This is a genomic window from Micromonospora sp. LOL_025, assembly GCF_048060285.1.
Lineage (GTDB): Bacteria > Actinomycetota > Actinomycetes > Mycobacteriales > Micromonosporaceae > Micromonospora.
In genome coordinates, this window is the sequence record NZ_JBHMIR010000002.1 from 112,772 (window position 1) to 127,223 (window position 14,452).

General features: G+C 71.9%; 8 protein-coding genes. 1 reads left to right on the plus strand and 7 read right to left on the minus strand.

The annotated features are described in order from the left end of the window. Positions 1-21: 21 nt before the first annotated feature. The 3 genes from ACFHW0_RS03290 to ACFHW0_RS03300 all read right to left on the minus strand — a co-directional run bounded on the left by ACFHW0_RS03290 (position 22) and on the right by ACFHW0_RS03300 (position 4,762). Entirely contained in the window at positions 22-2,577 is a 2,556-nt protein-coding gene (locus tag ACFHW0_RS03290; protein ID WP_416605375.1) for a GNAT family N-acetyltransferase, read from the minus strand. A 27-nt stretch (positions 2,578-2,604) separates the two neighbouring features. Then, on the minus strand, positions 2,605-3,786 hold the full coding sequence (locus ACFHW0_RS03295; protein WP_416605376.1) for an acetoin utilization protein AcuC: 1,182 nt from the start codon (positions 3,784-3,786) through the stop codon (positions 2,605-2,607). A 118-nt stretch (positions 3,787-3,904) separates the two neighbouring features. Then, the gene (locus ACFHW0_RS03300) at positions 3,905-4,762 is read right to left on the minus strand and encodes a sulfurtransferase (protein ID WP_416605377.1); all 858 of its coding nucleotides are present in this window, start codon (positions 4,760-4,762) and stop codon (positions 3,905-3,907) included. A gap of 97 nt (positions 4,763-4,859) precedes the next feature. Between ACFHW0_RS03300 and ACFHW0_RS03305 the strand changes: the two genes are divergently transcribed. Then, the gene (locus ACFHW0_RS03305; protein WP_416605378.1) at positions 4,860-5,546 is read left to right on the plus strand and encodes a metal-dependent transcriptional regulator; all 687 of its coding nucleotides are present in this window, start codon (positions 4,860-4,862) and stop codon (positions 5,544-5,546) included. Between the two features lie 26 nt (positions 5,547-5,572). Here the strand turns inward: ACFHW0_RS03305 and ACFHW0_RS03310 are convergent, their stop codons facing one another. The 4 genes from ACFHW0_RS03310 to ACFHW0_RS03325 all read right to left on the minus strand — a co-directional run bounded on the left by ACFHW0_RS03310 (position 5,573) and on the right by ACFHW0_RS03325 (position 14,417). Beyond that, positions 5,573-6,118 carry a hypothetical protein gene (locus ACFHW0_RS03310; RefSeq protein ID WP_416605379.1) on the minus strand — a complete coding sequence of 182 codons (546 nt, stop codon included), beginning with the start codon at positions 6,116-6,118 and terminating at the stop codon, positions 5,573-5,575. A 59-nt stretch (positions 6,119-6,177) separates the two neighbouring features. Further along, positions 6,178-6,971, minus strand: a protein-coding gene (locus ACFHW0_RS03315) for an IS5 family transposase (protein WP_416605381.1) whose coding sequence is annotated in 2 segments (ribosomal slippage) — positions 6,178-6,645 and positions 6,648-6,971 — 792 coding nt in all. Because the reading frame shifts where the segments join, the coding sequence is not laid out codon by codon here. A gap of 113 nt (positions 6,972-7,084) precedes the next feature. After that, positions 7,085-7,552 (minus strand): hypothetical protein, encoded by a 468-nt coding sequence (locus ACFHW0_RS03320; protein ID WP_416605383.1) that lies wholly within the window; start codon positions 7,550-7,552, stop codon positions 7,085-7,087. A gap of 4 nt (positions 7,553-7,556) precedes the next feature. Next, positions 7,557-14,417, minus strand: a complete 6,861-nt coding sequence (locus tag ACFHW0_RS03325) for a polymorphic toxin-type HINT domain-containing protein (RefSeq protein ID WP_416605384.1) — start codon at positions 14,415-14,417, stop codon at positions 7,557-7,559. Positions 14,418-14,452: the final 35 nt, after the last annotated feature.

The following is a 14,452-nucleotide window of genomic DNA, read 5'->3' on the forward strand; positions in this document are numbered from 1 at the left end:
CGGTGTGGCAGGCGGCCTTCCTCACAGCCGGCGGGGGCCGGTGTCCGGGCGGGCCGCGGCGGAACCGACCCGGACGGTGGCGTGCAGCACCGAGATGCCGTCCGGGCGGGCGAGCACCGGGTTGAGGGTCAACGCGCGGACCCGGGGCTGCTCGTCGGCGAGCCGGCCGACCCGCAGCAGCAGGTCCGCCAGGGCCGCCCGGTCCACCGGCGCCGCGCCCCGGTGCCCGCGCAGCAGCGGCGCCGCCCGGGGCTCGTCGACCAGCTCGGCCGCGTCCAGGTCGGTCAAGGGCACCGCCCGCCAGGCCCGGTCGCCGAGCAGCTCGGTGGCGACGCCGCCGAGCCCGAAGCCGACCACCGGGCCGAACGCCGGGTCCTCCACCAGCTCGACCACGCAGGCCACCCCGGGCGGGACCATCGGCTGCACCAGCACGTCCGCGCCGAAGACCGCCGACATCTCCGCGTACGCGCGGTGGACCGTGGCCGCGTCGGGCAGGTCGAGCCGGACCGCGCCCAGGTCGAGGCGGTGCCGCAGGCCGGGGGCGGCGGCCTTGAGGGCCACCGGGAAACCCAGCCGGGTCGCCGCGTCGACGGCCTCGGTGGCCGAGCGCGCCGGCACCGACTCGACCACGTCGATGCCGTACGCCGCGAGCAGTCCCGCCGGGTCGGGGGCCTCCGGGCGCAGGGCGGCGTGCGCCGCCTCCCGGTCCACCCGGGGCAGCTCCGGCGGAACCCCGGCGGGCCGGCGCAGCCAGTCGGCGTACGCGGTGACCCGGGCGAGGGCGCGGACGGCCTCCTCCACGCTCGGATAGGCCGGCACCCCGGCGGGCGTCCGGCCGACCAGGAACGTCGCCACGGCCGGCTTGCCGGCAGCGAACGCGCTCGGCAGCGCGGCCGTGAAGTCCGCCTCCGTGTCGGTGAGCTGGCCGGGCAGCGGCGGGGCGAACACCACCACCAGCGCGTCGACCTCGTCGTCGGCGCCCGTCTCGGCGAGCGCGGCGGCGAACTCGGCCACGCCGGCACGCGGGCCGACGTCACGCGGGTAGCCACGGGCGACGGTGAGCCCCTGCGCGGCGCAGGCGGTGGCCGCCAGTCCCGTCAGCGCCGAGGAGTTGCCGACCACACCGACGCGGCGCCCGGCGGGCAGCGGCTGGTGGGCCAGCAGCACCCCGACGTCGAGCAGCTCGGCGACGGTGTCCACCCGGATCACGCCCGAGTGGGCGAACAGCGCGGCGACCGCCATCTCGTCCGGGCCGGCGGAGTCGCCCACCCCCGGCGGCCGGGCCCGCGAGGCGAGCGCCACGACGGGCTTGTCCCGGCCGATCCGGCGCGCCAGCCGGGCGAACTTGCGCGGGTTGCCGAAGGTCTCCAGGTACAACATGATCACGTCGGTGCCGGGGTCGTCCTGCCAGTACTGGAGCAGGTCGTTGCCCGAGACGTCGGCCCGGTTGCCGGCCGAGACGAAGCTGGACAGGCCCAGTCCGCGCCGGTCGGCCTCGGCCAGCAGCGCCACCCCGAACGCGCCGGACTGGCTGAAGATGCCCACCCGGCCGGGCACCGGCAGCCGTGGGGCGAGGGTGGCGTTGAGGCGTACCGCAGGGTCGGTGTTCGCCACCCCCAGGCAGTTCGGGCCGACCACGCGCATGCCCGCCGCGTAGGCCACGCGGACCAGCGCGCGCTGCCCGGCCGCGCCCTCGCCGCCGGCCTCGGCGAAGCCCGCCGAGATGACCACCAGGCCGTGCGCGCCCGCGGCGGCCGCGTCGGCGACCACCTCCGTCGCCGCCTCCGGCGGGACCGCCACCACGGCCAGGTCGACCGGCACGCCGGCGTCGGCCGCCGAGGAGTACGCGGGCAGCCCGGCGACCGTCGCCGCGCCCGGGTGCACCGGGACCACGGCGCCCGGGTAGCCGCCGTCGCGCAGGTGCCCGAGCACCGCCGCGCCGACGCCCTGCCCGGAGGCGCTGGCACCGTAGACGGCGACGCCGCGCGGGGCGAGCAGCCGGGCGATGGAGCGGGCCTCGGTGCGGTGCTCCCGGCCGCGCTGCACCTCCAGCGTCGCGTCGGTGGGGGCGATCGGGAAGGTCAGGTGCACCACGCCGTCGGCGAACTGCCGCTGCACCTGGTAGCCGAAGTCGGAGAAGACCCGCAGCATCGCGCCGTTGGCCGGGAGCACCTCCGCCACGAAGTTGGCGATGTCGTTGCGGCCGGCCGCGTCGGCCAGGTGCTCCAGCAGCACCGAGCCGATGCCCCGGCCCTGGTAGGCGTCCTCGACCACGAACGCCACCTCGGCCTCGGGCGCCTGCGGGCCGAGCCGCTCGTAGCGGCCGACGGCGACGATCCGGTCGCCGACCAGCACCACGAACGCCTCCCGGTCGCGGTGGTCGACGTTGACGAAGCGTTGCAGGTCCCGCTCGGGGATGCGCGGGTACGGCGAGAAGTAGCGCAGGTAGCGGGTGCGCTCGGAGAAGCGCGAGTGCATCGCCACGATGCCCGGCGCGTCCGACGGACGGATCGGGCGCAGTTGCACGGTGGTGCCGTCGCTGAGCAGCACGTCCACCGGTTGGTCCACCGTGGTCACCTGTGCGGTCCCCCTCCGCCCGCCGGATCAGTCGCGCGGGTCGTGCGGGTCGAGCCCGAACAGCGGGAAGGCGGTCTTGCGGGCCGCCGCGATCGCCCGGTCCACGGCGCTCGGCTCGCCGGTCGGCTGCCATGGCTCGTACGCCGGGTCGACGTCGTCGGTCATCCGCAGCGGGATCTGCCGGCCCGGCCGGCGCGCGGCGGCCAGCTCCCGCCACGCCGGCGGGGTCAGCGTCGCCGGGTCGACCGGTTCCCCGGCCGCCACCGCGAGCAGGTGCGTCCAGGCCCGGGGCACCACCTCGACCAGCGCGTACCCGCCGCCGCCGGTGGCCACCCAGCGGCCCTCGCAGAGCTCGTCGGCGAGCGCCCGCAGGGCCAGGTAGGTGGCGCGCTGCCCGTCCACGGAGAGGTTCAGGTCGGCGAGCGGGTCGAGCCGGTGCCCGTCGGCGCCGCACTGGGTGACGAGCACCTGCGGCCGGAACGCGCGCAGCACCGACGGCACGACCGCGTGGAAGGCCCGCTGCCAGCCGGCGTCGTCCACACCGGGCGGCAGCGGGACGTTGACGGCGCTGCCCTCGGCCCCCGGCCCGCCCGTCTCGTCGGGGAAGCCGGTGCCCGGGAAGAGCGCCAGCGGCGTCTCGTGCACGCTGACCGTCAGCACCCGGGGATCGTTCCAGAAGACCTGCTGCACCCCGTCGCCGTGGTGCACGTCCACGTCCACGTACGCGACCCGCTCGGCGCCCAGGTCGAGCAGGCGGGCGATGGCCACCGCCGGGTCGTTGTAGACGCAGAACCCGGCGGCGCGGGCCGGCATGGCGTGGTGCAGGCCGCCGGCCACGTTGACCGCCCGCCGGGCCTCGCCCCGCCAGACCGCCTCGGCCGCCGCCACCGTCGCGCCCGCGACGAGCGCGCTCGACTCGTGCATGCCCTCGAAGACCGGGTTGTCCGAGGTGCCCAGCCCGAAGCCGGCGAACAGCGGATCGCGGGGGGCGACCTTCACCGCGGCCAGGTAACGCGGGTCGTGCACCCGGCTCAGCAGCGCGTCGTCGGCCGGCTCCGGCTTCACCAGCCGCACCCCGGGACGCGCCAGGACACCCAGCTCCCGGGCGAGGGCGAAGGTCAGCTCCACCCGTACCGGGTCGAGGGGATGGTCCCCCATGTCGTAGGCGAGCAGCGACTCGTCCCACACCACCACCGTGTCGTCGGACATGGCCCCATCGTCGCACGCGCGCCCCGGCACGCCCGCGCACGCGCTGCTCAGCCGCCGGGTGTCGCCCGGCGCCCGTTCCCCACTCGGCCGTCTGGTCCCGCCGGCGCCCGTTGCCCGCTCAGCCGGCCGGGGTCGCTCCGGTGGCCACCGGGCGGGCCGGGTCGGCGACCCAGTTGCTCCACGAGCCGACGTAGAGGGCGGCGTCCGGGCGGCCGGCCAGGTGCAGCGCGAACACGGCCTGCGCGGCGGTCACCCCCGACCCGCAGTACGCCCCGACCGGACGGTCGTCACCCACCCCGGCGGCGGCGAACCGCTCACGCAGCGCCTCGGCGGCGGGGAACCGGCCCTCGGCGACGTACTCGCCGGCGGGCAGGTTCACCGCGCCGGGGACGTGGCCCGCGACCGGGTCGATCGGCTCGGTCTCGCCCCGGTAGCGGGGCGCGGCGCGCACGTCGAGCAGGACACCCTCGCCCGCCGAGGCCAGCCGGGCCGCCTCCCCCGCGTCGAGCACCGGCAGCGCGCCGGGGCGCACCTCCACGTCGCCCGGCTGCGGGGTCGGCACCTCCGTGCTGACGGGTAGCCCGGCGGCCAGCCACGCCGGGAAGCCGCCGTGCAGCAGCCGTACCGGCCGGTGGCCCGCCCAGCGCAGGGTCCACCAGGCGCGGGCGGCGGCCATGCCGTCGCCGCCGTCGTACACCACGACGGGACGACCGGCGCGCACGCCGGCGGCCCGCAGCGCGGCCTGGAGAGCGGCAGGCTCGGGCAGCGGGTGGCGACCGGCGGGGCCGGGCGGCCCGCAGAGCGCGGTGTCCAGGTCGACGAAGACCGCGCCGGGCAGGTGACCGGCGGCGTAGTCCTCCCGGCCAGGCGCGCCGACGAGCCGCCAGCGCACGTCGAGCAGCGTGGGCGGGTCGGGCTGGCCGAGTTCGACCGCGAGCCGCTCAGCCTCCACCAACAGATCCTCGGTTGCGGACATGGCGTCCAGTCAACACCATCCCGGCACCGACCTGGCGGTTCGCCGTGGGTCGTTCGGTGAACGCCAAGGTAGCATCGTTGGCCGGAGGTCCGCTGACGTGAAGCATGATCTGGTCGACACGACCGAGATGTACCTCAAGACCATCCTCGAGCTGGAGGAGGAGGGGGTGCCGCCCCTGCGTGCCCGCATCGCCGAGCGGTTGGGGCAGAGCGGGCCGACCGTCAGCCAGACCGTCGCCCGGATGGAGCGCGACGGCCTGCTGACCGTCGAGGGTGACCGTCACCTGGCGCTCACCGCGCACGGCCGCAGCAACGCGGTCTCCGTGATGCGCAAGCACCGGCTCGCCGAGCTGCTGCTGGTCAACGTCATCGGGATGCCCTACGAGGAGGCCCACGAGGAGGCCTGCCGCTGGGAGCACGTGATGAGCGACGCCGTCGAGAAGCGGGTCTACGACCTGCTCAACCGGCCGACCCGCTCCCCCTACGGCAACCCGATCCCGGGGCTGGAGGAGCTGGGCAAGCCGGAGCAGACGGCCGTCGCCCCCGCCGAGGGTGAGCGCAACCTGGCGTTCCCCGGGCTGTCGGGGCCGGTCGTGGTGCGACGCATCTGCGAGAGCGTGCAGACCGACTCGGACGTCCTGCGGCAGCTGCACGCCGCCGGCGTCGACCCGGGCGCGACCGTGCTGGTGGCGCAGGAACGCGACGGGGTCTCGATCGACCGTTCGGGCGAGCGGATCAGGCTGCCCCGCGAGATCGCCTCCCGCGTCTTCGTCGCCGCCCACTGACCCATCCAGCCCGCGTGCGGGCGGGGTCAGATGGCGCGGGTGTCGAGCTGTCGGGCCAGGGCGACCAGGGCGGTGGTGAGCTTCTCAGCCTTGGCCCTGTCGGCGTCGCGCAGGGTGGCGTAGCGCAGGGTGGCGAGGCGTCCCTCGGCGGCCAGCCAGCCCACCTCCGCGACCGGCCCGACGGCGCCCTTGGCCGAGGTGGTCCGCCGGTACGCCCGCTGGCCGAGCCCGGAGACCTTGGCCGCCTTCTCCGGCACCACGTCGGCGGTGAAGGTCGCCGCGTCGATCGACGTCCGGGTGACGGTCAGCGTCAACTCCGGCAGGGCCTCGCGACCGGCGCGCACCACGCAGGTGTGGCTGTCGCCCGTCGCGCTGGCCGCCGCGACGTCGAAGCGGACGCCCGCGTGCTGCTCGATCACGCCGAAATCCAGCAGCCGGCACGCCCCGCCGGAGGAGGCGGCGGCCACGTCGACCGTGACCGGCGCGGGAGGCGGTACGGCCACCGTTTCGGCCTGCGTGCCGCACCCTGTCACCAGCAGTACAGCCATCCCGCTGGCGACCCGTCCTCTCATTTCACCTCCTGGTCACGCTGCTCTCACCTCGCCGGGATCCTACCGCCTTAGAGCGTGTCTCAGGTGGTGAGTTTGAGGTAGCGCTTGTGGCAGGTGAGAGTGGCGGCGAGGGTGACGAACGCGCAGTAGAGGCTGGCCGAGTGTTCGTAGCGGATGGTCAGCCGGCGGTAGCCGGTGAACCAGGCGAACGTTCTCTCGATCACCCATCGATGCCGCCCGAGCCGGTGTGAGGATTCGATGCCGCGACGAGCGATGCGGGGTCGGATGCCGCGGGCACGGAGCATGCGGCGTAGGTGGGGGTAGTCGTAGCCCTTGTCGGCGTGCAGCTTGTCGGGGCGTCGGCGGCGGGGTCCGCGTCGGGAGCGGACGGCGGGGATGGCCTGGATGAGGGACTCCAGGCAGCGGCTGTCGTGGGTGTTCGCGGCGGACACGCCGACGGACAGAGGCAGCCCGTTGCGGTCGGACAGGGCGTGGATCTTGCTGCCGGGCTTGCCTCGGTCGACCGGGCTCGGTCCGGTCAGGTCGCCCCCCTTTTCGCCCGCACCGACGCCGCGTCGGCGGTGGCCCGGGACCAGTCGATCAACCCCTTCACGCCGAGTTGGTCCAGGGCGGCGACGTGCAGCCTGCGCCACAGCCCGGCCCGGGTCCAGGCGACGAACCGGCGGTGCGCGGTGGCCTTGGAGACTCCGAACCCGGGTGGCAGGTGCCGCCAGGCGCAGCCAGTGGTCAACACGTACACGATCGCGGCGAACACCGCCCGTGCCTCGATCGGTGGGGTGCCGCCGCCCTGCGGGCGGCGAGGCGGTGGCGGGATCAGCGGGGCGGCCAGGCTCCACAACTCGTCAGCACCCACTCTGAGATCAACCGGTCGTCCAGAGTGGAAGAAATCTACCACCAAGGTCAGCCGACTGCCACCTGAGACACGCTCTTATTCCAACCAGGGCGGCTCACCTTCGGGCAGCGACTCTAATCAGCCGCCGAACGACCGTAGTAGAGCAACATTTCCTCACGCACCGGTCCGCTCTTGGGAATCCGGGACCACCACCATTCGCGTTTTGGCTCTACTCTTCCATCAACCCGTTCTGCATAGCCCTCCATGTCAGGCTCAGTGAAGTTCATGAACCGTTGATCCAGCGCCGCAAGAGCCGGCTCGATTCGTGGCCTCCGATCCCGACCAAGACGAGCCACTCCTTGCGCTATCAGGTCCCGAATAACGAGCGCGGCAACGTAGTCGTGTGCTCCCCAGATCGAGCGATCGTCCGAGGGCGCAAGCAAATCGGCTTCAAGCTTCGACAGGTGCTCTCGCCATGCCTCTACCAGGTCAACTAGACCGATACCCCTATCAGGCGAGGCAAACACAACAGTTTCATTGAGCCGTACAATGTCCGCTGCACTAAGACGCTCGCGAAGCCACTTGGCTGCATCTTTGCCCATCAATTCACCTGCCCGGGAAGTATGCCGTACTCTTCCACGGCATGTCGTAGTTGATGATGACCCTAACGCCGTTATGCTCAAACTTGGCGGCGTTCTGCTTCTCAATTTGGACCGGGCCAGCATTCCTCAACGCATCCTCAATTTGGCTACGCCCGGGTCGACCCATCGCCGGGTTTCCGCCACCCGTATGGCCATAAACGAACTCGGTCATCTCGTCCAAGGAATAGTCGGAGCCATGGAAATCGGCATCGCCAGGGGTATTCTTCCCGAAAGGCACCCCGCAGAAGGGCCCTGTGTTGTGTACGAGCACTGGCGTGTTGCCGGCGAGCACATAGTACGTGTGAATGCCATAGATTGTGAGGTTATAGGCAGGACCCCTGCTGGTCGGCACCGCACTCAGGCCGCCAACGGCCACCACCTGACCAAAAGCCCCCTGCAGCCGGTCGCCTCGGTCGAGGGCATCCGCTCTTTCCCACCTACCATCCGTGGCGTTCCAGAACGGATGATCCTCCGTGGTAGTCAGCACTGCCCCATCAACGGTCAGTGCATGGAGGTCGTCTTCGTGTACCCAGACATGGGTGACCCTGCGATGGCCTCGCTCGCCGGTTTCCGGATCCGTCGCGACGACGACGTCTCCGACCTTGATCTCGCTGATCGGCTTGGTGCTGCCGTGCGCCATCAGCACCTCGGTGTCGCCACTGAAGCTGCACCGGCCATCCGCATCATCGCCAGCGGTTGCAAGGTCCTTCATGAGTCGTTTGAGCGCGAGCGCCGCGGCTACATTCCCCGCCCCACCCTTGCCCGTGTCGCAGAACTCTTCACACTGCTCGGACACATTCTCGAAGAAAAGCGCCTTGATCCATTCCCGACAATCGCCAGGACGCCCCATCTCGTGGCACACCTGCATCGCGAGACCGCGTTCGGCCTGCCCGACCCACCTGTCGTTGCTGCTGGCTGAATCGGCCTCCGCTTTGAACTTCGCGCGGTGGTACTTGTTCCAGAGCCTGGTGAACTCCGCCAGATCGATGTTCTCGGGGACGGTTACCGTACGGCCGAGGGTCCGGGGGTCGTTGACCTTCTTGGGGGCGCTTCCGGTGCCGGTCTTGTGCTTGGTGATGTTGTCGGTGCTGCCACAGCCACCCGGGCAGCCCTTCACCGGGTCGTAGCCGTAGCAGTCGAACCTGGCGCAGTCGTCCGGGATCAGGCCCGTCGGGTCGCTGCTGGTGACCGGGGTGTTGTTGGCGTACGCGTAGCCGTTCCACTGCTCGGGGTCGGCGAGGTCCATCAGCGGGTCGACCGCGACGAACTTGCCGATGGTCGGGTCGTAGGGGCGGGCGCCGATGTTGGTCAGGCCGGTGGTGTCGGGGCCGCCGTCGCGCGTGCCGCCCACGAAGCCGAGCTGGTTCGGCCAGGCGGCGGGCGCCGAGCCGCGCACCCCGCCGTACGGGGTCTGGCGTTGCGCGGTGATCGCCTGGTTGCCCGAGGCGATGGCGAACTGCTGGGTGCCCTGGTGGTCGGTGACGAGCCAGGTGATGCCGGTGCCGGGCTGGCGCATGGCGTACATCTGGCCGAGGTGGCTGTAGTAGCGCGTCGCCGACTTGGTGCCGCTGCTGGTGGTGTAGCGGATCTCCAGACCCGGCAGGTAGAGGGTCTTGCCCGTCGGATCACGCGCGATCAGGCGGGCGCCGTCGGCGTCGTACAGGTAGCTGTGGTTCTTCCCGCCGTCGGTGAGGCCGACGAGCCTGCTCTCGCTGTCCCAGGTCACTGCCTGGCTGCCGGTCCCGGCCGGGCAGGTGTTGTTGACGGCGGTCGCGCTCGGCCGGCAGGTCGTGTTGCCCGCCGCGTCGAAACGGTAGTTGCGGGTGCCCGCGCCGACCCCGGTCGTGACGACCTGCTGAGCCCCGTGGGGCTGGGCCGCACCGGGGGCCGGGTACGTGTAGGTGGATTCGGTGGTCGTGGCGCCGTGCCTGGTCTCCTTGGCCCGGTTGCCGACCGGGTCGAAGGTCCAGGAGTGCCAGTACGGCGCAGGTCCGCCCAGCCCGGTCACCGTCGCCGCGGGTGCGCAGTCGCCGGACGAGGGCGTCCAGGCCGCCGTCAGCCGCCTCGCGTAGTCGTAGTCGAAGCACTGGACGTCGGCCGCACCGCCGGTCGGGGCGTCGGCGATCCGGGTGATGTTGCCGGCCTCGTCGTAGTCGTACTTGAGATCGGCGACGGGCTGCGGCGTGACCTGCCGGCTCGTGGTCGCCCGTGACAGCCGGCCGGTGCTGTCGTCGTACGTCCAAGTGCGGTCGAGGTAGTTCTGGGCGGTCTGCTGGTAGCGGACGAGGCCCAGCTCGGCGAACGCGTTGTAGTCGGTGTTGGTGACGTACTGGCCGGCGTTGGGCCAGTTCGTCTTGACCTGCTCGGCGAGGCCGGTCACCTCGTCGTAGGTGAAGGTGAGCTGTTCGCCGCCGAGGCTTCCCGCGTTCGGGTACGTGGCGGTCGCGACGCTGACCCCGTCCGCCTTGTACGAGCGGGTGAAGCTGTAGGTGCCGTTCAGGTTGGTCTCGGAGGCGGGGATGACGTAGTCCTCGCCCAACGACTTGTAGAGGGCCGTGTAGCCCCGGACGCGCATCTTGTACTCGTTGACGCCGAGGTCCGTCCAGCGGCTGCTCGACGCCAACTGGCCCTTCGCCCCGGTGGGGTCGTACGCCCAGGTGGCGCGCTTGTTCGCCGGCGCGATCGAGGTGTCGTAGACGGCGTCCTTACGCCCCAGGCCGTCGTAGTGGTGGACGAGCTTCTTGCCGCGCGCGTCGATCGTGTGCTCGAGGTCGCCGTAGTCGTTGTACGCCGACTCCGTCCGGCCACGGTCGGGGTCTTCCGCCGCGGTCTGCCGGCCGCGGATGTCGTACTCGTACGTCCACTCGTTTCCCGCGGCGTCGGCGACCCCGGTGAGCTGCTGCTTCCGGTTGTAGGTGTAGGTGCTGGCGTCGTACGGCCCGGCGACGGAGCCGCCCGAGTGCTGGCGTACCTCGATCGTCTTGCCGGCGGCGTTGGTGATCGTGGTGGTCGGCGTTCCGCCGTCGGGCGGGGTGACGTAGACCCGGTCACCGCCGTACGCGGTGGTGGTGCGCCACTTCTCCTGGCCGCTGGTGGTCAGGATGCTGGCCGTGGACCGACCGGCCCGGTCGTACAGGTTCACCGTCTGGCTGTTCGCCTCCCACGCCGCGATCGACTGGAGGCTGGTGCCGGCGGTCAGGTCCGGGTCGTGGTGCCGGGCGTTGGTGTACGCCACCCGCCCGGCGGCGTCGTAGACCGTCTCGCTGAACACCGTGCCGCCACCGGAGACGGCGGCGGTCTGGGTCTGTCGCGGGCGGAGCAGTCCGTCGGAGAGCGCGTGGCTGGCGACGTACTTACCCTCGGCGTTCAGCACGCGGGTCGTGACCGCGTTGGCGCCCCCGCTGTTGCGGATGGTGTAGGTGTACTCGTACGAGGGGGTGGCCGGGTTGGCCGGATCGGGACCCATCGGTCGGTTCGGCAACCAGACCTTCCGCAGCCGGCCGAGCCCGTCGTACCGGAGGTCGGTAATCTTGCCGTTGACGTCGGTGGACCGCTTGGCGAGGCCCCAACCCGGGATCATGTCCTGGCTCGTCGTCCAGTCCAGGTGGTTCCTGGTCTCCACCTTCGTGACCGGGCCCCCCGCCGCCGGGGTGTAGGTGGTGGTCGTCTTGTTCCCACGGATGTCGTAGGCGTCCTTCACCCGGCCGTGGGCGTCGTAGGTCGAGGTACCCGTGGTCAGCCAGACCGTCCCACCTGACGGGGACCAGTCCTTCAACGTCTCGACCTTCGTGGGGTCGCCCTTGGTGGGCGCCACCCCGTACGCCTGCCCGTCGTAGGACGTGCGCACGTCGTTGACGATGTCGTCCTTGCTGGTGGGCGCCGTGCCGCAGGGCAGAGCGATGGTCTCGACCCGGACGGAGGTGGCGAGGATGTTCTTGCCGGCGTTGCGCGCGTACGTCGTCCGCATGCACTGTTCGTCGCCGTCGTGGGCGACGTCGCCGAGGTCGCTGGCGGTGACCTCCATGCCGTACTCGTCGAAGCCGTTGGTCTTCTTCGTCACCCGCCACCCGCGGTCCGCGTCCAGCTTGACGGCGTTCCAGCTCGCCTGCACTCCCGTGAAGCGGGCGTAGGTGGTGGTCTGGCCCATGTCCCGGGTCGCGGTGGCCGCCGACTGCCACGCCTGGCTGGCGCCCCGCGACACGACGTCGGTCTCGAGGCCGTTGTAGGTGATCTGCTCGCGGACCTGGCCGGCGAACGCGTCCTCGTCGTTGACCTGCGGCGCGTCGGCGGCATCCGATACGTCGCCGTCGCCGTTCAGGTCGAGCGCGGCGAGCGTCACGGTGCGGGTTCCGCCGCTCGGCGCCGCCCGGTCGCCGTGCATGCCCCGGTAGTAGCGGGTCTCGGCCAGGGTCTCCTGACCGTCGGTGCCCTTACGGACCTGGACCCGCCCGTAGCCTCGGAAGTCGGACCAGGTGCGGAACTTGTCCTTGGTCATGCCGTCGTCCGTCGCGTGCCGCCAGGCCGCGCCGCCGAGATAGTCGTACGTGGTGACGACGTCGGTGCCGCCGACGGTCCCGTCCGACTCGTGGATCTCCTCGACCACGTACTTGTGGAAGTAGTCGGTCTCGATCAGGTCCGTGAACGGATTCTCGGTCAGCACCGGATAGCAACGCAGGGTGTTGCTCTGCGGCGAGGACGGCATGGGCCCGTCGGTGGCGCACTCCGGCTGGGAGTAGACCACGGTGATCTTGCCGCCGGCCTCGGTCCAGATCGTGTTCATCCGCAGCCAGTGCATCGGCGGCTTACCGTCGTCGGTCTTGTCGACCCGGTTGGGTCGCTGCACGAAGTCGAAGTTGATCTCCGGCAGGGTCACCGGCTCACCGATGTGCCCGGTGTGCTGGATCGACTCCAGCCACATGCCGTCGCGGGAGGCGTCACCGTTCGGCGGGAAGGTGTGCCTCAGGTCCCAGCTCTCGACGTCGCCCGCGACGCCGGCGACCTTCGTGGTGATCTTCGACAGGCGGCGGGTGCTCCAGAAGGTCGGCGAGTACTTGCCGGGGCACTGGGTGCCGGTGCACTCCTGGTCCCAGGGCGTGTCCGGCCAGCGGGCCGGGTTCTCGTGGTCGGTGCAGTCCGACAGGCACCGGTCGGACGTGCTGAAGATGACCTGAGCGGTCGGGGTGACGGAACGGTCGGTCGCGCCCCGGTCCCAGGTGCCGTAGTCGATTCGCGTGACGTTCGAGGCCCGGACGTAGGACACCTCGTCGCTGTCCGTGGCGTTCGCGGCGTACTTGTTGGTCTCCCGGCTGTACCAGAGCGACATCGTGCCGCCGTGGGTGTCCACCACGTAGTCGAGGTTCCAGCGCCACGCCTGCTCGCAGTGGGCGGCGGCGAAGCTGGTGTTCCAGCAGGGCTCGTCCTCGTGGTTGCCGTAGACGCGGACGGTGTTGGTGGAGGCCGTGGCCGTCGTGTGACCGGGCAGGTCGTCGAGCCCGAAGAAGTACTGGGTGCCGTCCGCCGAGGTCACCTTCCAGTGCTCACCGTTGTTGTCGCCGTTCGCCGCACCGGTCAGCCTCTCGACCTTCGCCGCGTCGTCGTTCTTCGGTCGCCACACCCCGGTGGCCGTGTCCCTGACCAGCTCGGTCGACCGCCCGTTGAGCGACAGCACCGCGTTGTCGGTGCCCCAGCACTGGTCGCCCACCTGGTCGTCGTTGGTGGCGCCGTTGGCGGTGTCGTCGAAGCAGGGCACGTACCGCCGCTCGATGAAGCCCGGGTTGTAGTCGAAGCCCTCCCCGACCCACGACGGCTGGTTGTTCGAGGCGTCGCTGCGACCGTCGACCGCGCTCGACGAGTAGGCCAGCGACACCTGAGGCGTCGGACCCGTCGCGGGCGGTACCCGCACGGGGTAGGACCAGGAGAAGTCGCCGCTCGACCCACCGGCGCTCCAGCTCGACGACGCCTGAAGCGGCGTGGCGCCGTAGTCACCGGCCGACCCGGAGGAGGAGGCGGCCAGGGCGACCAGCGTCGTCGCACCGGCGGAGCGGGCCGAGGCGTCCGCACCGCCGCCGGACTGGACCTCCACCTCGGCGGACACCCGGTTGTTCGTGTCGTCGTTGCGCGAGGGCAGTGCGCGGCCGCCGCATCCCGCCTTCTCCGGCGTGGTCAGCGCGCACTCCGGCAGCGCCACCAGGCGGAGCCGGGTCGACCAGTCCGCGCCGAACGCCGAGGCGAATCCGGAGTAGTCCACCCCCAGGCTGATCCGGCCCGCGCCCGTCTGACCGTCGGCGCGGGCCACCCGCAGCACCACGCCGTCACGCCACCCCGCCGGAACCTTGGCGCGGGCGAGGACTTCGACCCGGGCCCGGCTCACGGCGGTGGCGGCGGTGGTCCGCCCTCCTGCGCCCTTCGACACCGCCGCCGGACCGACGTAGACCGGCAGGTCGCCGACCCGAGTCGTCGCGGACGGCGCCGTGACCGGGGGTGCCGTCGCGGCCCGGTTTTCGGGGGCCGGCGCGACACCTGCCTCCGCCACGCCGGCCGAGGGCCAGGTGACCTTGACGACGGGCCGCTTGTTGGCGCCCTGCGACAGGTCGGCCGGGCGCGGCCTCGACTTGACCGGCTTCGCGGCGACCGGCTTCGGTTGCGTGACGCCGAGGCTGGTCGGCGGTGCGGCGGTCGCCGGCCGGGGCTGGGCGGTCAGCGTGGACGCCAGCATGACGAGAGCCAGGCTCCCGGCCAGCCCCATCCGCAACCGGCTCTCGGGGCGCCAGAACGAGGACCGGGATTCGCGCCGCGCCACGGTGGCCGGCGACGGACGAGCAGACATGGCAAATCTCCGCCGTGAGGGGTGGGCAGTGGTCT

What these genes read in the sequence shown, in the direction of transcription:
- ACFHW0_RS03295 (WP_416605376.1), bottom strand. Translation starts at nt 3,786, where the DNA reads ATGTCCGACGACACGGTGGTGGTGTGGGACGAGTCGCTGCTCGCCTAC.
- ACFHW0_RS03300 (WP_416605377.1), bottom strand. Translation starts at nt 4,762, where the DNA reads ATGTCCGCAACCGAGGATCTGTTGGTGGAGGCTGAGCGGCTCGCGGTC.
- ACFHW0_RS03310 (WP_416605379.1), bottom strand. Translation starts at nt 6,118, where the DNA reads ATGAGAGGACGGGTCGCCAGCGGGATGGCTGTACTGCTGGTGACAGGG.
- ACFHW0_RS03320 (WP_416605383.1), bottom strand. Translation starts at nt 7,552, where the DNA reads ATGGGCAAAGATGCAGCCAAGTGGCTTCGCGAGCGTCTTAGTGCAGCG.
- ACFHW0_RS03325 (WP_416605384.1), bottom strand. Translation starts at nt 14,417, where the DNA reads ATGTCTGCTCGTCCGTCGCCGGCCACCGTGGCGCGGCGCGAATCCCGG.